At 71.5% G+C, this 17,977-nt stretch carries 17 protein-coding genes; 8 read left to right on the forward strand and 9 right to left on the reverse strand.

The features are described 5' to 3' along the window. Nucleotides 1–13 precede the first annotated feature (13 nt). The 4 genes from GA0070620_RS17695 to GA0070620_RS17710 form a co-directional block, all read right to left on the reverse strand. Nucleotides 14–895 carry a hypothetical protein gene (locus tag GA0070620_RS17695; RefSeq protein WP_091592332.1) on the reverse strand — a complete coding sequence of 294 codons (882 nt, stop codon included), beginning with the start codon at nucleotides 893–895 and terminating at the stop codon, nucleotides 14–16. Beyond that, entirely contained in the window at nucleotides 888–1,388 is a 501-nt protein-coding gene (locus GA0070620_RS17700; protein WP_091592334.1) for a SigE family RNA polymerase sigma factor, read from the reverse strand. Before GA0070620_RS17700 ends, GA0070620_RS17695 begins: the two co-directional genes overlap by 8 nt. A gap of 63 nt (nucleotides 1,389–1,451) precedes the next feature. Beyond that, a complete protein-coding gene (locus tag GA0070620_RS17705; RefSeq protein WP_091592336.1) occupies nucleotides 1,452–2,435 on the reverse strand; it encodes a ketopantoate reductase family protein in 984 nt (327 codons plus the stop codon). A 107-nt stretch (nucleotides 2,436–2,542) separates the two neighbouring features. Then, on the reverse strand, nucleotides 2,543–3,286 hold the full coding sequence (locus GA0070620_RS17710) for a M50 family metallopeptidase (protein ID WP_091598927.1): 744 nt from the start codon (nucleotides 3,284–3,286) through the stop codon (nucleotides 2,543–2,545). Between the two features lie 213 nt (nucleotides 3,287–3,499). Between GA0070620_RS17710 and GA0070620_RS17715 the strand changes: the two genes are divergently transcribed. Then, nucleotides 3,500–4,255 (forward strand): GH25 family lysozyme, encoded by a 756-nt coding sequence (locus tag GA0070620_RS17715; protein WP_091592338.1) that lies wholly within the window; start codon nucleotides 3,500–3,502, stop codon nucleotides 4,253–4,255. 147 nt (nucleotides 4,256–4,402) lie between these two features. On the opposite strand, the gene GA0070620_RS17720 is transcribed toward GA0070620_RS17715, so the two are convergent. Together GA0070620_RS17720 and GA0070620_RS17725 are read right to left on the reverse strand one after the other, a co-directional pair. Beyond that, the gene (locus GA0070620_RS17720) at nucleotides 4,403–4,645 is read right to left on the reverse strand and encodes a hypothetical protein (protein ID WP_091592340.1); all 243 of its coding nucleotides are present in this window, start codon (nucleotides 4,643–4,645) and stop codon (nucleotides 4,403–4,405) included. Between the two features lie 88 nt (nucleotides 4,646–4,733). Continuing rightward, nucleotides 4,734–6,899 carry a serine/threonine-protein kinase gene (locus GA0070620_RS17725; protein WP_091592342.1) on the reverse strand — a complete coding sequence of 722 codons (2,166 nt, stop codon included), beginning with the start codon at nucleotides 6,897–6,899 and terminating at the stop codon, nucleotides 4,734–4,736. 92 nt (nucleotides 6,900–6,991) lie between these two features. On the opposite strand from GA0070620_RS17725, the gene GA0070620_RS17730 reads away from it, so the two are divergent. From GA0070620_RS17730 to GA0070620_RS17755, 5 genes are all read left to right on the forward strand, one after another. After that, nucleotides 6,992–7,198 (forward strand): acyl-CoA carboxylase subunit epsilon, encoded by a 207-nt coding sequence (locus tag GA0070620_RS17730; protein ID WP_091592344.1) that lies wholly within the window; start codon nucleotides 6,992–6,994, stop codon nucleotides 7,196–7,198. Between the two features lie 132 nt (nucleotides 7,199–7,330). After that, nucleotides 7,331–7,786 carry a hypothetical protein gene (locus GA0070620_RS17735; protein ID WP_091592346.1) on the forward strand — a complete coding sequence of 152 codons (456 nt, stop codon included), beginning with the start codon at nucleotides 7,331–7,333 and terminating at the stop codon, nucleotides 7,784–7,786. A gap of 1,509 nt (nucleotides 7,787–9,295) precedes the next feature. Continuing rightward, nucleotides 9,296–10,306: a S8 family serine peptidase gene (locus GA0070620_RS17745; protein WP_231921830.1), complete on the forward strand. Its 1,011-nt coding sequence runs from the start codon at nucleotides 9,296–9,298 to the stop codon at nucleotides 10,304–10,306. A gap of 305 nt (nucleotides 10,307–10,611) precedes the next feature. Continuing rightward, nucleotides 10,612–11,268, forward strand: a complete 657-nt coding sequence (locus tag GA0070620_RS17750; protein WP_091592350.1) for a Maf family protein — start codon at nucleotides 10,612–10,614, stop codon at nucleotides 11,266–11,268. A gap of 9 nt (nucleotides 11,269–11,277) precedes the next feature. Then, entirely contained in the window at nucleotides 11,278–11,931 is a 654-nt protein-coding gene (locus GA0070620_RS17755) for an O-methyltransferase (RefSeq protein WP_091592352.1), read from the forward strand. A gap of 113 nt (nucleotides 11,932–12,044) precedes the next feature. Here the strand turns inward: GA0070620_RS17755 and GA0070620_RS17760 are convergent, their stop codons facing one another. The 3 genes from GA0070620_RS17760 to GA0070620_RS17770 all read right to left on the reverse strand — a co-directional run bounded on the left by GA0070620_RS17760 (nucleotide 12,045) and on the right by GA0070620_RS17770 (nucleotide 14,512). Continuing rightward, on the reverse strand, nucleotides 12,045–12,800 hold the full coding sequence (locus tag GA0070620_RS17760; protein ID WP_091592354.1) for an ABC transporter permease: 756 nt from the start codon (nucleotides 12,798–12,800) through the stop codon (nucleotides 12,045–12,047). Between the two features lie 20 nt (nucleotides 12,801–12,820). Continuing rightward, complete coding sequence (locus GA0070620_RS17765; RefSeq protein WP_091592355.1) at nucleotides 12,821–13,780, reverse strand: ATP-binding cassette domain-containing protein; 960 nt, start codon at nucleotides 13,778–13,780, stop codon at nucleotides 12,821–12,823. 123 nt (nucleotides 13,781–13,903) lie between these two features. Then, nucleotides 13,904–14,512, reverse strand: a complete 609-nt coding sequence (locus GA0070620_RS17770) for a PadR family transcriptional regulator (protein WP_091592358.1) — start codon at nucleotides 14,510–14,512, stop codon at nucleotides 13,904–13,906. A 147-nt stretch (nucleotides 14,513–14,659) separates the two neighbouring features. Between GA0070620_RS17770 and GA0070620_RS17775 the strand changes: the two genes are divergently transcribed. After that, nucleotides 14,660–16,411 (forward strand): acetyl/propionyl/methylcrotonyl-CoA carboxylase subunit alpha, encoded by a 1,752-nt coding sequence (locus GA0070620_RS17775; protein ID WP_091592360.1) that lies wholly within the window; start codon nucleotides 14,660–14,662, stop codon nucleotides 16,409–16,411. 98 nt (nucleotides 16,412–16,509) lie between these two features. Then, nucleotides 16,510–17,949 carry a GuaB1 family IMP dehydrogenase-related protein gene (locus GA0070620_RS17780; RefSeq protein WP_091592361.1) on the forward strand — a complete coding sequence of 480 codons (1,440 nt, stop codon included), beginning with the start codon at nucleotides 16,510–16,512 and terminating at the stop codon, nucleotides 17,947–17,949. Nucleotides 17,950–17,977 lie beyond the last annotated feature (28 nt).

The raw sequence follows: 17,977 nt of genomic DNA on the forward strand, positions 1-17,977 counted from the left end.
GACCGCCTCGCCCTCAGCAGTTCGGGGGCGGGGCGTTGGCGTTCGCGCACATGCGCGCCACGGCCGCGACGGCGAACTGTTGAAGCTGCGCCTCGGTGCCGTCGCGACCGAGGCTGAGCACCGAGACGAGATCGCCGACCTGCACCACCGCCGTGTCGGTCGGGCGCGGCACGTCGCCGAACGTCGCACCGGTGTTCACGTCCCGGGCCCGGGACATGGTGTGGCTCAGCAGGAGGCCGCCGTTCCCCCCGGAGTCCAGCAGCCGGACCTGCCACCGGTGCACCACCTCCGCCGTACCGGTCTGCCCCTTCCAGTCGTACGGCCCGCGGCTGCGCCACTCGTCGCACGGGTCCACCAGATGCTGAAGGGTAAGGAGGGCGAGCGTCGCCTCGTCCTGTGTTCCCAGCCGGTAGACGTCCTGCATCACCAGGACGTCGGCGTTGCGGGGCTCGGTCCCGGCGGGACGCGCCCGAAGCAGGGTCTGTGAGCGGGACAGGCGGGAGACCTGCCACCCCTCCGGCAGCCCCAGGTTCGTCCGGCACTGATCGAGCATCGCGTCGACCCGGACCGGCTCCCCCATGCCCGCCTGGCTGAGCTGCGCCTCGACCGGGCTCGGCAGGTCACTCGGCTGGAGCAGGGCGTCGGTGGTGATCTCGTGCTGGGTCGGCGTGGCGTCGGGCGCGGCCGAGGCGGCTGGTTGGGCTGGCGTCAGGGATCCGCCGGGCGTGCCGAGCGCGACGGCCGTGCTACCGGCGATGGCGAGCACGGCGGTGGCCGCGACAATTCTCCGCCGACTACGCCGCCGGGCCCGGGCGCGCAGCTCCTCCGGGCCGGGCCACCGCACGTCGTGCAGGTCCCGCCGGACCCGTTCGGCGAAGGTCAGGTCGTCACGCATCAGCGGCCTCCTCGAGGTCAGAGACGGCGAGCAGCCCGGCGAGCGCGGCTCGCCCCCGGGAGAGGCGGGCCTTGACGGTGCCCACCGGCGCCTCGGTCTCCCGGGCGACCTCGGCGACCGGCATGCCGAGCAGGTAGTAGAGGGCAATCGCGGTGCGCTGCTCCTCGGGGAGCCGGCGCAGCGCGGCGACCACCTCGACGGTTTCCGTGCCGGGGCCGGGGGTGGTCTCGACGGCGCCGTGCCGCAGGTAGGCGCGGGCGCGGCTGCGCAGGCTGCGCCACCGGCTGACCGCGATCCGGGTGGCCACCACGCGGGTCCACGCCTCCGGGTCGTCGTAGCCGCTCACCGTCGACCAGCGCTGCCAGGCCCGGATGTACGCCTCCTGGACCGCGTCCTGCGCCTCGGCGAGGTTGCCGGTGAGCACGTAGACGAAGCCGAGCAGGCGTTGCCGGCTGCCCCGGTAGAACTCGTCGAAGCCCTCGACGTCCGGCACCTGGCTACCTCCCCCGTGACGGTCGCAGGGGACACGCGCCGGCCGGTGCCGGCGGTTGCCTGCTCAGCCGAGCAATTTCGCCAGTTCGGCCCGGGGGAACTCGCCGGCGGGGATGCGCTCCCGCACGGCGCGGCGTACCGCCTGCTGGACCGCCGCGTTGGCCGGTGTCGGTACGCCGTGCAGGCGGCCGAGCAGCACGATCTCGCCGTTGAGGTGGTCGGTCTCGGCCGAGCCGGCGCCGCGGGCGAGGCTCTGCCAGGTGGAGCCACCGGCCCGCTGCTCGCCGCCGACCGGCCGGTGCTGCACGAGTTCACCCCGCTCGGCCGCCTCCTCCGTACGGTCGGTGTGCGCGATCCCCGCCGCCGCGAGCACAGTTTCCCCCTCGGTCCGGATGCGCTCCGCCAAGCCGTCCGGCACGTCCCGACCGAACAGCGCCTGGAGCGCGTTGGCGAGGTTGCCGAGCAGCTTGCCGTACTTCCACCGCATCACGTCGGGCCGCACCGGCGCGACGAAGCCGGCGGCGGTCAGGTCGGCGGCCACCGCGTGGTCGGTGTCGTCCGATCCGGACGGATAGCGGCCGACGTGCAGCATCCCCGGGTGCGGGTGGCCGTTGGCCACCACCACGCCCGGTTCTAGGTGGGTGGCGGGCAGCCACACGCACACGCCGTGGACCCGCGCGAAGAGGCGCAGCGCGGCGGACTCGTTCGCGACGCCGTTCTGGGTGGTGAGCAGCGGCAGTCGCTCCCCGGCCGTCCCACCACCGGCGACCGGGGCGTCCACCCAGGTGGCGAGCGCCGCCTCGGTGTCCTGCGACTTCACGGTGAGCACCAGCACGGTGTCGGCGGGCAACGGCTGGTCACCGGGGCCGTCCACGGTGGGCAGCCGGAGCGTCCGCTCCTCGTCGGGCTGCCGCAGGGTCAGTCCGCGCTCCCGGATCGCCGCCAGGTGCGCCCCCCGTGCCACCAGCGTCACGTCACGGCCGGCCGAGGCCAACCGCACCCCCACGGTGCCCCCGACGGCCCCCGCCCCCACCACCAGATACCGCACGCGCGTCCCTCCCTCTCCGGTCCCCGTCGATCATGGACTTGTGGTGCCAGGTTTTGGCGCGGTCGGCGGCTTTTGTGAGGCACCACAACTGCATGATCGCCGAGGAGTCACCCGGTCAGACCGGCCTCGGTCAGGATCGGGCCGGTCAGCAGGAGGGCACCGGCCAGGAGGACGGCCACGTTGACCAGGGCGAACACGGTGACCCAGAAGAACGCGGGGAACGGCGTCAGCCCGGCGAGCTGGTCGGCGTCGGAGGCCGGCATCCGACCCCGGGAGCGCACCCGCTGGAGCTCCACCACCGGCCGCACCCCGCCGAGCAGCAGGAACCACACCCCGGCGTACGCGAACGCCGCCTGCACCTGCGGCGAGGCGTACCAGGAGACGGCGAGGACCACGCCGCCGGTCACCAGCAGCGAGATCACCCCGAAGGCGTTGCGGATCATCACGAGCATGGCCAGCAACAACGCGACGGCCACCCAGAGCAGGAGCGTGATGCGGTTGCCGCCGAGCAGCCACGCGCCGGCCAGCCCGACCAGCGGTGGGGCGACATAGCCGGCGAGCAGGGTGAGGATCATGCCGGGCCCACTGGGGCGGCCGGCGGAGAGGGTCAGCCCCGAGGTGTCCGAGTGCAGCCGGATGCCGCGCAGCTTCCGGCCGGTGAGCAGGGCGACCAGCGCGTGACCGCCTTCGTGGGCGATGGTGACGGCGTTGCGGGCGATCCGCCAGGGCAGCCGCGTCGACACGACGACGAGGGCGCCCAGGGCGGTGAGCAGGACCAGCAGCGGCGGCGGGTCGGGCTGCGCGCCGAACAGCCGGTCCCAGAGGTCGGTGAGCCCGTCGAACGACACCATGGGGCGCGAGCCTACCGGCCCGTCCACCGCGCCGTACGGCCCGTCCACCGCCGGCAGCGCGCTCGTCACGCGTCGCATCCGGCCGGGTACGCCACGTCCGGGTCCACCACCCGGGGCAAGCCGGTCGATGAAAGTTTCTTTTGCTCCCCTTGTGATCTAGGGCGCTTACCTCCAAAGATGGGCATCAATTGATGGCGTCTCCTGGAGGCATCCATGACCCCCACCCGATCCCCCCTGCGCCGGCTCCTCGCCGCCGGCGTCACCATCCTCGCCACCGCCGCCGCGACACTGGTCGCCACCGCCGGTCCGGCCTCGGCGGCCACCGTGCCCGGCATCGACGTGTCGCGCTACCAGGGCAGCATCAACTGGACGAGCGTGCGCAACGCCGGCATCCAGTTCGCCTTCATCAAGGCCACCGAGGGGACGAGCTACAAGGACCCGAACTTCAACGCCAACTACGTGAACGCGTACAACGCCGGGGTGATCCGGGGCGCGTACCACTTCGCCCGACCCAACATCTCCTCCGGCGCGGTCCAGGCGAACTACCTCGCATCCAACGGCGGCGCCTGGTCGGCGGACAGCCGTACGCTGCCGGCAGCACTGGACCTGGAGGCGAACCCGTACAGCGGCGGCTACTGCTACGGCCTCAGCACCACCGGCATGCGCAACTGGGTCCAGGACTTCCTGAACACCTACCGCTCCCGCACCGGCCGCTACGCCGTCATCTACACCACGACCAGCTTCTGGAACCAGTGCACCGGCAGCTGGACCGGCCCGTGGGCCAACCACCCCCTGTGGGTGGCCCGCTGGGCGAGCGCCCCCGGCACCCTCCCGGCCGGCGCACCCGTCTGGAGCTTCTGGCAGTACACCAGCACCGGTGCCGTCTCCGGCATCAGCGGCAACGTCGACCGCAACTACTGGAACGGCGACCGCTCCCGCCTGATCGCCCTGGCCAACAACACGCCCTGATCCACCTGGGGAGGTGGTCGGCGGCAGCGGGATCGGCTGCGACCGTACGGTCGACGGCCGGTCCGGCTGCCGCCACGCCGGTGTCGCGAGCCTCCCGTGGTGCGGCCCCGCCACCTGCCCCGGGTCCGTGCGGTCAGGGGCGGGCCGTCAGGCGCGGCGCCGGTGCCCGATGGGCACGGCAACCCGGGCGGGCAGCGCGTCATCGCGGGCGAGCGCGCCGCGCCGGGTCATGCGCCGGGCGGCCACGCCGGTGACGGTGACGGCCACGACGCTGAGCAGCGCGATAAGCGCCGGGATTCCGATACTGGCCAGCAGCAGGACCGCGTCGCCGAGCGCGACGAGCATCCACAGTGCCAGCCGTGGGCGGGCGTCCCTCCGTCGGTAACCCATGTCGTCCCTCCTTCCGTCGTCGAGGATCACTTACCCCCGACGACGGGAGGACATGCGAGTCACTTTCGCACGGACGGGTTTCCCGCGGTCAGTCCCGGCGGTCCGGCACGAATCCCTTGGCGATCCGGTCGAAGTCGGCCAGCTTGGCCTGCCAGTCCTTCTCCGCGACCTCCCAGCGCAGTGCGTAGCCCCGGTTGCTGGCGGTGACGAAGCCACGGTTGCGGACGTGGATCCGCGTCCCGTCGCGGTCCTCCAGCCACTCCCAGTCCGCGCAGGTCTTCCAGAAGTCGCAGCGCTCGATGCTCACGAACTTGTAGTTCGTGACGAAGTTCTTCCGGTCCGGCTCCTTGCTCCGCCAGTCGGCCTCCGCATCCGGCTGCGGATTGTTCGTCCACTGGACCAGGAGCTCGCCCACACCATTGGCCTCGTCGAACACGATCGTGTTCTGGCCCCCGTTGCGGCGGACCCAGCCGTCCGGCAGCGGGAGCGCGAAGCCCGCCGGGTCGCGGTGCAGCTTCCAGCCGGCGGGCAGGGCGTTCGGATCGGCGGACGGGGTCGCCGACGGCGTCGGACTGGGCGCCCCACTGGTCGGCCCCGCCGAGGGCGGCGGCGCCGAACTGGGCGCGGTGGAGGGCGCCGGAGCGCCCGTGGTCGCGGCGGCCTGGCCCCCCGAGCGCTCGGGGTCGTCCCCGTCGGCCAGCAGCGGGACGACGATGGCTAGGCCGAGCAGCAGCACCGCCACCAACGCGCCGATCAGCAGGTTGCGCCGCTTGCGGTCGACCGGCGCACCGGTTTGCGGCGGGATGGAAGCCCGACCGCTCGACGCGGGTGGGCTGACGGGCAGCACCGAGGTGGGCCTGGCCGGCTCGCGAGGCGCGACCTCCGGCTGCGCGGTCTCCGCACGGGTCGACTCCGCACGGGTCGACTCCGGCCGGGTCGACGCGACGGCCGTCGCCTCCTCGGCCGGGGACGCGTCGGTCGACACCGCCGAGTCGACGTCGACCTTGCTCGTCGGGTCGGCGGCGGCCTCGCTGGTCGAGTCGGCGTCGGCCTTGCCGCTCGGGTCGGCGTCGGCCGCCGCCAATCCGGCCGCCGTCGAACCGGTCACCTTCGCCGTCGGGTCGGCGTCGGCAGCGTCGGCGCCAGCGGTGTCGGCACGGGTCAACTTCGTCGTCGGGTCGGCGGGCGGAGCCGTCAGCTTCGCGGTCGGGTCGGCCGGCGGAGCCGTTACCTTCGCGGTCGGGTCGGCGTCAGCCGTGGCACCCGCTCCGGCGACAGCCGCGGCGGCAGCCGGCGGGGTGCGGGGCGCCGGGGGCATGACCGGCGGGTCGCTCCGGTCGGCCGGGCGCGGAGCCGGCACCACGGTCGGGCGCGGCACGCGCGGACCGTTCGGCCCCGGCCGGCGTACGCCGTCGAGCAGAGAGATGCGCGAGCGCTTGCCGCTGGCCCGGCGCAGCAGCCGTTCGGCCACCTCGGCGGTGATCCGCTCGCTCGGGTCCTTGCGCAGCAGGCCCTGCAACACCGGCTTCAGCGGGCCGGCGTTCTTCGACGGCGGCAGCGGCTCGGTGGCGAGTGCCGCGAGGGTGGCGATCGCCGACGGACGCGCGTACGGCGACTTGCCCTCCACGGCGGCGTAGAGCGTGGCGCCCAGCGACCAGAGGTCGGCCTCCGGCCCGGCGGTGCCGTCGCGGGCCCGCTCCGGCGCGATGTATGCCGGCGAACCCAGCACCATGCCGGTGCGGGTGACATTGGGGTCACCCGGAATCGTGGCGAGACCGAAGTCGGTCAGCACCACCCGACCGTCGTTGCCGAGCAGCACGTTGCCCGGCTTGACGTCCCGGTGCATGACGCCGGCCTTGTGCGCGGCCTTCAGGGCGCCGAGCACACCGAGACCGATCTCGATCGCACGGGCCGGCGGCACCGGTCCGGACTCGGCGAGGGTGTCCTGCAACGACTTCGACGCGACGTACTCCATGACGATCCACGGGTCGCCGTCGGTGCGCAGCACGTCGAAGATGCGGACGACGTTGATGTTGTTCAGCCGGGCGATCGCCCGCGCCTCGCGCAGCGAGCGTTCCCGCATCTCACGGCGCTCGTCGTCGGTGAGGCTGGGCGGCGGGACCAACTCCTTGATCGCCACGTCCCGGTGCAGCACCTCGTCGCGCGCCTTCCACACCCGACCCATGCCGCCCTGACCGAGCGGCGAAATGAGCCGGTACCGGTCAGCGACAAGTTGCGGAAGCGCGTTCGACATCGCTGAGACGGTACCCGGAGGCACCGACGGCCACACCGCCGGCACGCCACTGTCCGATACAGGTCGAGCCCTCCGACGCGTACGCTGGCGTCATGTCTGCCGAAGAGCCCCTGTTCCGGGTCGTCCGCGGCGTGCCCACCGCGGAGGAACTGGCCGCGCTCGTCGGGGCGATCGTCGTCCGTTCGCGCCCGGCCGGAGAGCCGGCCCCGGCTCCGGTCTCCACGTGGGCACGCAGCGGCCGACCCGCGGGCCCGGCCCCCGGTCGCGGCTCCTGGCGTACGTCCGGCCTGCCCCGCTGATCGCGGCGCCGCCCCGCCGCGCGGCGCGGACGCCCCTCGATGCGTGATCCGGCGGCCGTGGGGGCTGCCAGGGTGGCGTTCAGCCGTTAACCTCACTCAGGGAAACGAGGCAGTGACGGTGAGGGAGGATCGATGATCCCTGAGGAGGACCACCCAGCCAGCCGGCCGAGTGGCTACGCCGGCATCGAGGCCGACATCCGCCAACTGCGGGAGTTCGCCGACCTGCTCACGGCCGAGGTGGAGCGCGACTACGCGCCGCACCTGCCGCACATCGCCGAGGACATGACGGCTCCCCTGCCCAACCCGTGCGACGCCTTCATCGAGCTGGTTCACTTCCTGCGCGCGCACCACGAGACCCAGCAGGCCACCGTCGAGATGGTGTGGGGCGCACGCGGCGTCACCGGCCACCTCGCCGCCGCCGCGGGCACCGTCGCCGACCGCTACGCCGGCACGGACGCCTTCACCGCCGCGCGCGTGGTCGACGTCGAACAAGCCCTCGCCGACCCCCGCTCCGTCGTCCCCGCCGGCCCGTCGGTGGCGCTGCACGACCCCACCGGGCCGACCGACGGGCCGGTGATCCTGCCGTGATCGAACGGGGCGGCGGCCGCACCTCCGGCCTCACCGACTGGCACCTCATGGACGTCAACAGCATGTGGGCCTGCCTCCAGGACCACGACACGACCAACCACTGGAAGCAGGTCGCCGGTTGGCGCAAGGTCTGCGACCTGGCGCAGACGCACCTGAGCCGGCTCCAGGAATACCGGCGAGGCCTCGCCGCCGCCTGGCCACCCGAGACGAACGCCGCCGCCCGCGTCTACCTGGCCGAACTGGACGAACTCATCGACAAGATCCGCCACACCCACGACGCCGCCGCCACCAACTACACCGCGCTGGCCGCCGCCACCCAGGCCATCAGCGGCACCCGCGCCGCGCTGGAGAAAATCCACGAGGAGTACGCAGCCAAGCTCCAACAGAAGCGGACGTACGAGGCGACCGCCGCCGACCCGAAGGCCGCCATGGGCAGCCGCGTCCCCGACCAGCCGGTGACCGACGCCGACCTGGAACGGCTGAACGTCCAGGCGCGCGGCATCATGTACGGGCTCAGCGGCGAACTCCAACACGCCCAAGTAATGCTCCAACGGCCGCCAGCGGTCCGTCCCCCTCGCGACCCTGGGGACGCAGACGTTTACGGGACCGGAGCCGCGCCCGTGATCCCTCCCATTGCCCCCATCCCTATCGTTGCGACAGGCGGCAGTCGAGCGCCCCGAGGGCCATCCGCCGCCTCTCGATTGCCCAGGATCGCCGACGCAACAGGAGTCGGCCCGGTGCTCGGCGGAGCGAGTACAGGCATAGCCGCCGGATCAACGCAACCTGCCCCGTCCGCTACGTTGCCGTTGACACCATCTGGCCCCGCTCTTAATTCCGCCCCACCACCGGCTCCTCACTCGCCTATCGCTTCCGGAAGGCAGCTCTCGCCTGACCGCGGAAACGGCCGCCCAGCAAGCGGAAGTAGCGGGACGCGCTCAGTCCCACCTCGACTCGGCCCAACCAACGGCTTGATTGGTAGCGCGCCGAATATGAGCCATGGCCCACAGGGGGAAAGCGCCTCGTCTCGTCGCATTAATCCAATCGGCGGCGTGATCGGAGGCGGGGGAGCGGGCACAGCGCCAACCGGCGGAGCTGGTTCCCGGCCCGGGAGTGGCCGCAACTACCCTGGCGGCCAAGCAACGTTTCCGATTGGCGGCGCACCGGGCATGGGGGGTACTAGCTCTCACGCGAGTCCGGCGAGGACAATCCGCCCAGGGGTACCCGAGCCCGGTAAGCCTCAGCACTGGGATCCAGATAACCCCTGGAGGATAGATGAAGGCGTCGCGCCTATAGTTCGTCCCCCTGATGAAAATGGTCCGATCGATCCAGGACCCGCCATCGGACTTGGTCGGTGAAATGAGCGCTGGCCCTGGAGTTCTTGCCGCACTGATCTCGGTGTCCGGAGCATTCGGGTTATCCTACGGCAGCGACCTCAGCTCGCTCTTCAAAGCAAGCCCAGGCGGTGCGGCGCAAGTCCGGGGCGACCAGTGGCATCTGAGGTTTCTCGACATGGAACGGGCGCATCTGGTCAGCAGAGGGCAGAGTATTACTATCGCGGTACCCGATACCGGCGTCGATCCACACCCCGATCTTCGCAAGAATATCCTCCCCGGCATCGACATCATTCCGGGCGGTGACGGCACGGGACGGAAGGACCGCGACAGCCACGGGACCGGCATGGCAGGGCTTATCGCGGCTCACGGGCAATCCGATGGAACTGGCGCGCTCGGCATCGCTCCAGCGGCGAAGATCCTTCCGATTTACGATTCTCCGCCTAACGCCGACGGCGATCCAGAGGCGCTTGCCGAGGGCATCGAGTTTGCCACGAGGAAAAGCGTCGACATCATCAGCATATCCAGTGGCGGAGGGTCGAGTCCGCGACTCGTTCGAGCAGTCAACACCGCGATAGCCTCCGAAATAGTCATAGTTGCCGCAGCCGGAAACAGGCCCGAAGACATTGCGGTCGCCTACCCTGCTTCTGAAAGCAGCGTCATAGCAGTTGGCGGCGTGGACCGAGAGGGGAAATTGGCATCTGTCTCGGTCGCTGGCCCCGAGGTCGACGTGGTAGCGCCGGCGGTTGACATCTATAGCACCAGCATTGATGGGAAATACCGCAAGGGCACTGGCACATCTGACGCCACTGCGATTGTTGCCGGGGCGGCCGCGCTCATCAGGTCCAAGTACCCGGATATGTCAGCCCGGGAGGTCGCGCATCGGCTGACTGCCACGGCCGTCGACAAGGGACCGCCGGGGCGTGATGACGAGTACGGCTACGGGGTGATCGACATCGTGGCGGCGTTGACCGCTGACGTACCGCCTCTGGGGTCCGAAACACCGTCGGCCACCGCTCCGGTCGCGGGTGGCCCGACCGCGACGGCGGCCCCGGGTGGTACTGACGACGGGGCGACAGTGCGGGGGCTGGTGACGCTCGGCGTCATCGTGGCTGTGGGCGTGACATGGGCGGTCATCGTTCGGCGGCGTCGACGTGGTGACGATCCGCCGCCACGTATCAGTCGCTGACCCGTCAGGTAGCGCCGACCAGGCGGCAGTGGGTGCAGTTGTTGTTGCCAGGACGGCAGAAAGTGCGCCCACCGCGGGGAGCCACGCGCCATGCAGTCCGAGCGCGCCGGAGGTGCGGTGAGTGCGCGGGCCAGCGCGACATCCGTCCGGCGAGTGGTCAAAGAGGGGCCGAGCTGCGGTCCGACAGGACGACTGAAGGACGGCGCGGCGACGAACACGGAGAGACGCGGCGGCGCGACGCGGCGACCAGTCAGAAGCGTGGTGGCGCGACCCGTCGCCGACGGTCAGCCGGTAACGTCGGCGGCGTGCCTGATCAGCTGCCACTCCGTCTCGTGCTCGCCTCGGCGAGCCCTGCCCGCCGCAAGATTCTCCAAGCCGCCGGCATCGATCCGGATGTGCTGGTCAGCGGGGTCGATGAATCCCTCGTGAGGACCGACAGCGCCGAGGAGCTCTGCCTGGAGTTGGCGCGGCTGAAGGCTCAGGCGGTCCTCACCCGACTCCGCCCGGCCGCTGACGAGCGCACCCTCGTGATCGGCTGCGATTCGGTGCTGGAGTTCGACGGCGAGATCTTCGGTAAGCCGGCCGACTCGGTGGACGCCACGCGGCGTTGGCAGCGGATGCGGGGGCGCAGCGGCGTACTGCACAGCGGGCACTGCCTCGTCGACGCCACGGCGGGCCGGCGCGCGGAGGCCGTCGCCTCGACGACCGTGCACTTTGCCGACGTCAGCGACCGGGAGATCGACACGTACGTCGCCACGGGTGAGCCGCTGGCGGTGGCGGGCGCCTTCACGATCGACGGGTTGGGTGGTCCGTTCGTGGAGCGGATCGAGGGCGATCCGAGCACGGTGATCGGGCTCTCCCTGCCGTTGCTGCGCCGGCTCCTCGCCGAGCTCGACCTCACGATCACCGATCTGTGGACGAAGGTCGCGCCGGGCGGGCAGGCGACCGAGCCGCTCGGCTAGCGTCCAGCCATGACCACCAAGTCGATTCCGCTGACGGACGAGTTGCACGCGTACCTGGTCGGGCACGGCTCCCCACCGGACGAGATCATCCGTGACCTCGCCGAGGAGACTCGCAGCGTGCTGCCGGACGAGGCGAGCATGCAGGTCGCGCCGGAACAGGCCGCGTTCCTGACCTTCCTCGTCCGGCTCCTGGGGGTGCGGCAGGCCGTGGAGGTGGGCACGTTCACCGGGCTGTCCTCGCTGGCCATCGCCCGGGGTCTGCCCGACGGCGGCCGGTTGACCTGCTTCGACATCTCCGAGGAGTACACGGGTATCGCTCGGCGCTACTGGCAGCGGGCGGAGGTGGCCGACCGGATCGAGCTGCGCATCGGCCCGGCCGGGGACACGTTGCGGGAGCTGCCGCACGAGCGGCACCTCGACTTCGCCTTCATCGACGCCGACAAGACGGGTTATCCGATCTACTGGGCGGAGCTGGTGCCACGGATGCGGCCCGGCGGGGTGATCGCGGTCGACAACGTGCTGCGCGGCGGCCGGGTGATCGCGCCGCAGGACGCGAACGACCGGGCGATCGCCGCGTTCAACGACGAGGTCCTGGCGGATGTCCGGGTGGAAGCGGTGATGCTGCCGATCGCGGACGGGCTCACGCTGGCCCGGGTCCGCTGACCCGCACCGCTTGATCCACTCGCCTTCCTGGAAGTCGGGGTGTCCGAACCTGGCGACACTCCGGTTTTCCTGAAGTCGAGTGGATCAAGCGGTAGGCAGCGCGGGCGAGCGCGTCAGCGGACGCTGCGGGCGAACTGGCGGGCCGCCCAGACGACGCCGAGGACGGCGAGCGCCGCGGTGATGGTCAGCCCCTGCCAGACCTTGTCGTCGCCGAGGTCGCCGGCGAAGAGGGCGCGGGTGCCGTCCACCGCCCAGGAGAACGGGTTCCAGTCGGCGATGCCCTGCAGCCAACCGGGCGCGAAGCTGAGCGGCAGCAGGATGCCGGAGAGCAGGAGCACCGGCTGGGCGACGGTGTTCATGAGCGGGGCCAGAGCGTCCTCGCTCTTGACCTTGAGTGCGACCCCGTACGAGACGGCGGAGGTCATCAGCGCGATCAGGGCGAGCATCAGGTAAGCCAGCAGCAGGTCGCCGAGGACGACCCGCAGGTCGAACAGGAGCGCCAGCAGCGTGATGATCACCGCCTGCACCAGCAGGGACACCACGTCGCGCAACGAACGGCCGAGCAGCAGGGCGAGGCGGCTGACCGGGGTGACCCGGGAGCGTTCGATGACGCCGGCGCGCAGCTCGGCGATCAGGCCGAAGCCCTGGAACAGGCCGCCGAAGATGGCCAGCAGCACCAGCAGACCCGGTACGAAGATCTTGTAGGCCTCGGCCTGGGTGGGGGCGTTGAGCGCGGGCTTGAGCAGCGGGGCGAAGAGCAGCAGGTACATGACCGGCTGGAAGACGCCGACGAAGACCCAGACCGGGTTGCGGAGCAGGAGTTGGATCTGGCGCTGGAAGATGAGCCAGGTGTCGCGGGCGAGCTTCATGGTGGATCGTCTCCCGGGGGTCAGGACTCGCGCAGCGAGCGGCCGGTCTTGGTGAGGAACACGTCGTCGAGGCTGGGGCGGTGCAGCTCGATCGAGTGCAGCGCGATGCCGGCCTGGTCGAGCCGGCGGAGGATCTGCGGGATCGTGGTGGCGCCCTCGTCGACGTAGAGCCGCAGGCCACCCTCCTCGGAGGTCTCCAGCTCGTTGACGTACGGCTCGCCGTCGAGCGCCTTCGCCGCCTGCGGGGTGGTGGCCAGGTCGAGGCCGACCAGCACCACGTCGCCGGAGATCTCCCGCTTCAGCTCGATGGGAGTGCCCTCGGCGACCACCTCGCCGTGGTCCATGATCGCGATCCGGTCGCAGAGCGCGTCGGCCTCGTCGAGGTAGTGCGTGGTGATGAAGACGGTCATGCCGTCGGCGCGCAGCCGGCGGATCTCGTCCCACATGTGTGCCCGACTCTGCGGGTCGAGGCCCGTGGTGGGCTCGTCCAGGAAGACGATCTTCGGCTCGTGGATGATGCCGAGGGCGATCTCGACGCGCCGACGCTGCCCGCCGGAGTAGGTCTTGCACTTGCGGTCGGCGTACTCGGTGAGCTGGAAGGCGTCGAGCGCCCGGGTGGCGCGCCGGTGCGCCTCGGCTTTGCCGATGCCGTAGAGCCGGGCCTGGAGCACCAGCTCCTCGCGGGCACTGGACTCGTCCCAGGTGCTGCCGCCCTGGGCGACGTAGCCGATGCGGCGGCGCACCTCGCCGGGGGCCTTCCGCAGGTCGGCGCCGGCGATGGTGGCGTCGCCGCCGTCCGGCTCGATGAGGGTGGCGAGCATCCGCAGCGTGGTGGTCTTGCCGGCGCCGTTGGGGCCGAGGAAGCCGAAGATCTCGCCCTCGGCGACCTGAAGGTTGACGCCCCGCACGGCGTCCACCGTCTTCGTCTCTCGACCCGCGCGGGAGCGGAACGACTTCCGCAGCCCCCTGGTCTCGATCATCTCTGCTCCTGGTCGTTCGGGCCGGCGGTGCCGGCCGCCGAGTGGGACCACGCCGGACGGCGCACTCCCCCGCTGTGCCACAGCAGGGTAACGCGATATAACTTTTTTAGTCAACGTTGATTATTACGCACTAGGCGCAGGCCGCTCCTCGCCGTCCCGCCACCCCGGCCAACCATCCGCGTTCTCCAGTTCAGCAGGCAGGTACGACACACCGGACTCGACACGTTCCGCGATTCGTTCGCACCACCCGACCTCCGCCTCCGCGCGGGCGGACCACAGCTCCACCATCCAACTGACGTGCACCGGCTTGGCGTTACGGACCCAGTCCGATTCGAGCGAGGCACGCATCGAGGCGACGTTGGCGCGGAGCAGGTTGGCCCGGTTCCGCAGGGCGGCAGCCGCCTCCGACCGGGGCATCGCCGGCAGGAAGGAGAACGCCGCGGTGAACGGGTCGGTCGGCTCGCTGAGGTTCCACCAGAGGTTGCGCAGCAAGGTCTCGAACTCGTCCTCCCCCTTGGCCGTCACCTCGTAGGTGGTCCGTGCCGGACGAGCGCCGACCTGCTCCGTCGCGACGGCGTTGAGCAAGCCCTCCTCGGTGAGTTTGCGCAGCGCGTGGTAGATCGATCCGGGCTGCACGTTGGCCCACTTGTCGGCGCTCCAGCTCAGCAGCTCACGGCGTACGTCGTAGCCGTGCACGGGCTGCATCCACCGCACCAGACCAAGGATCATCATTCGAGTCGCAGACACCCGACAAGCGTAATAGCCAAGTTTGACTAAGTCGGGGCGGCGCAGTGCCGCATCCCACACTGAGCGATCGTTAGGGCCGGCAGGGCGGCCGATACACTCCCGGTCAACGACCTCCCGGGAGGAGCCCCCACGGTGCGCAAGGTACTCATCGCCAACCGCGGCGAGATCGCCGTCCGCGTCATTCGCGCCTGTCGCGACGCCGGTCTGGGCAGCGTCGCCGTCTACGCCGACTCGGACCGCGAGGCCCTGCACGCCACCCTCGCCGACGAGGCGTACGCGCTGGGTGGCGACACCGCCGCGGACAGCTACCTGCGCATCGACAAGCTCATCGACGTCGCTGCCCGGTCCGGTGCCGACGCCGTGCACCCCGGCTACGGGTTCCTCTCCGAGAACGCCGACTTCGCCCAGGCCGTCCTCGACGCCGGCTTGACCTGGATCGGCCCCACCCCGCAGGCGATCCGCGACCTCGGCGACAAGGTCACCGCCCGGCACATCGCGCAGCGCGCCGGCGCCCCGCTGGTCCCCGGCACCCCCGACCCGGTCGGCAGCGCCGACGAGGTGATGGCCTTCGCGATCGACCACGGCCTGCCGGTCGCCATCAAGGCGGCCTTCGGCGGCGGCGGGCGTGGCCTCAAGGTCGCCCGCACCATGGAGGAGATCCCGCAGCTCTTCGAGTCCGCGACTCGCGAGGCGGTAGCGGCGTTCGGCCGGGGCGAGTGCTTCGTCGAGCGCTACCTGGACAAGCCGCGGCACGTCGAGGCGCAGGTCCTCGCGGACCAGCACGGCAACGTCATCGTCGTGGGCACCCGCGACTGCTCGCTCCAGCGGCGGCACCAGAAGCTGGTGGAGGAGGCGCCCGCCCCGTTCCTCACCGCCGCCCAGCGGGCGCAGATCCACGACAGCGCCAAGGCGATCTGCCGCGAGGCCGGCTACCACGGCGCCGGCACGGTGGAGTACCTGGTCGGCGTGGACGGCACAATCTCCTTCCTGGAGGTCAACACGCGACTCCAGGTCGAACACCCGGTGACCGAGGAGACCTCCGGCATCGACCTGGTCCGGGAACAGTTCCGGATCGCCGACGGCGAGAAGCTCCGGATCACCGAGGACCCGACGCCGCGCGGGCACTCCATCGAGTTCCGCATCAACGGCGAGGACCCGGGCCGCAGCTTCCTTCCCGCGCCGGGCACCGTCACCGCGCTGCGGTTGCCCAGCGGCCCCGGCGTGCGGGTCGACACCGGCATCTCGGCCGGCGACGTGATCGGCGGGAACTTCGACTCGCTGCTCGCCAAGGTCATCATCACCGGGGAGACCCGCACGGAGGCCCTGGAGCGGGCCCGCCGGGCGCTGGACGAGATGGTGGTCGACGGCATGGCCACCGCGCTCCCGTTCCACCGCCTGGTGGTCCGCGACCCGGCGTTCACCGCCGAGCCGTTCGCCGTGCACACCCGGTGGATCGAGACCGAATTCGACAACACCGTGCCGCCGTTCACCGCCGCCGCCGGCCCCGCCGGGGAGCCGGCCGAACGCGAGACCGTCGTGGTCGAGGTGGGTGGCAAGCGGCTGGAGGTCACCCTCCCCGCCGGCCTCGGCGCGGGTACGACCACCGCCGCGCCGGCCGCCCGCAAGCCCGCCCGTCGGGGCGGCGGCGCGAAGGCCGGCGCCCAGGTCAGCGGTGACGCGCTCACCTCGCCGATGCAGGGCACCATCGTCAAGATCGCCGTGGCGGACGGGGACACCGTCGCCGAGGGCGACCTCGTCGTGGTGCTGGAGGCGATGAAGATGGAGCAGCCGCTGCACGCGCACAAGGCGGGCACGGTCAGCGGGCTGACCGCCGAGGTCGGCGCCGTGATCACCGCCGGCGCGGCGATCTGCACCATCGCCTGACCCGGCGGGCCGGCCAGTCGGCGCTGCTGATTGGTTGATCCGCCACGTTTACGTCACCAGCGGCGGCGTATCGGTCGGCGGGCAGGAATGATGGCCGGGTGCGGTTCCTTCACGGCGCGGTCCCCGCGCACGACCTGACCTACACCGACGTCTTCATGGCGCCGGCCCGCTCCGACCTGGGCTCCCGCCTCGACGTCGACCTGTCCACCGGCGACGGGACCGGCACCACGGTCCCGCTGGTGGTGTCGAACATGACCGCGGTCGCCGGCCGCCGGATGGCCGAGACGGTGGCCCGGCGCGGTGCCATCGCGGTGATCCCGCAGGACATCCCGATCGAGGTCGTGGCAAACGTCGTGGCCTGGGTCAAACAGCGTCACCTGGTCTACGACACGCCCATCACGCTCGGCCCCACCGACACCGTCGGCGACGCGATCCACCTGCTGCCGAAGCGGTCGCACGGCGCGGTGATCGTGATCGACGCCTCCGGCCGACCGATGGGCGTGGTCACCGAGGCGGACACCCTGGGCGTGGACCGCTTCGCCCAGTTGCGCCACGTCATGTCCACCGAGTTGCACACCGTGCCGGCGGACGCGGACCCGCGTACCGGCTTCGACCGGCTCTCGGCCGGCCGGCGGCGGCTCGCCCCGGTTGTCGACCAGGACGGACGACTCGTCGGCGTGCTCACCCGGCAGGGCGCGCTGCGCGCCACCCTCTACCGCCCGGCCGTCGACGACCGGGGTCGGCTGCGGATCGCCGCGGCGATCGGCATCAACGGCGACGTCAGCGGCAAGGCCTCGGCCCTGCTGGAGGCGGGTGTGGACACGCTGGTGGTGGACACCGCGCACGGCCACCAGGAACGGATGATCTCGGCGCTGCGGGCGGTGCGGAAGCTGGACCCGCCGGTCCCGGTGGCGGCCGGCAACGTGGTCACCGCCGAGGGCGTACGCGACCTGGTCGAGGCGGGCGCCGACATCGTGAAGGTGGGCGTCGGCCCGGGCGCCATGTGCACCACCCGGATGATGACCGGTGTCGGGCGGCCGCAGTTCTCCGCCGTCCTCGACTGCGCGGCGGCGGCCCGGGCGCTCGGCCGGCACGTGTGGGCCGACGGCGGTGTGCGGCACCCGCGGGACGTGGCGCTGGCGCTCGCCGCCGGCGCCTCGAACGTGATGATCGGGTCCTGGTTCGCCGGCACCTACGAGTCGCCGGGCGACCTCTACACCGATCCCGACGGCCGGCGCTACAAGGAGAGCTTCGGAATGGCCTCGGCCCGGGCGGTCAGCGCCCGCACCGCCGACGACAGCCCCTACGACCGGGCCCGCAAGGCGGTCTTCGAGGAGGGCATCTCCACCGCCCGGATGTATCTCGACCCGCACCGCCCCGGCGTGGAGGACCTGATCGACGAGATCATCGCGGGCGTACGCAGCGCCTTCACGTACGCGGGCGCCCGCAACCTTCCGGAGTTCCACGAGCGGGCGGTGGTCGGGGTGCAGAGCGCGGCCGGCTACACCGAGGGGATGCCGCTGCCGACGAGCTGGTGACCAGGGCCGCACGTCCGCCCGGTGATCG

Origin of the sequence: Micromonospora krabiensis (genome assembly GCF_900091425.1) — a bacterium.
In the GTDB taxonomy this organism is placed as follows: Bacteria; Actinomycetota; Actinomycetes; order Mycobacteriales; family Micromonosporaceae; genus Micromonospora; species Micromonospora krabiensis.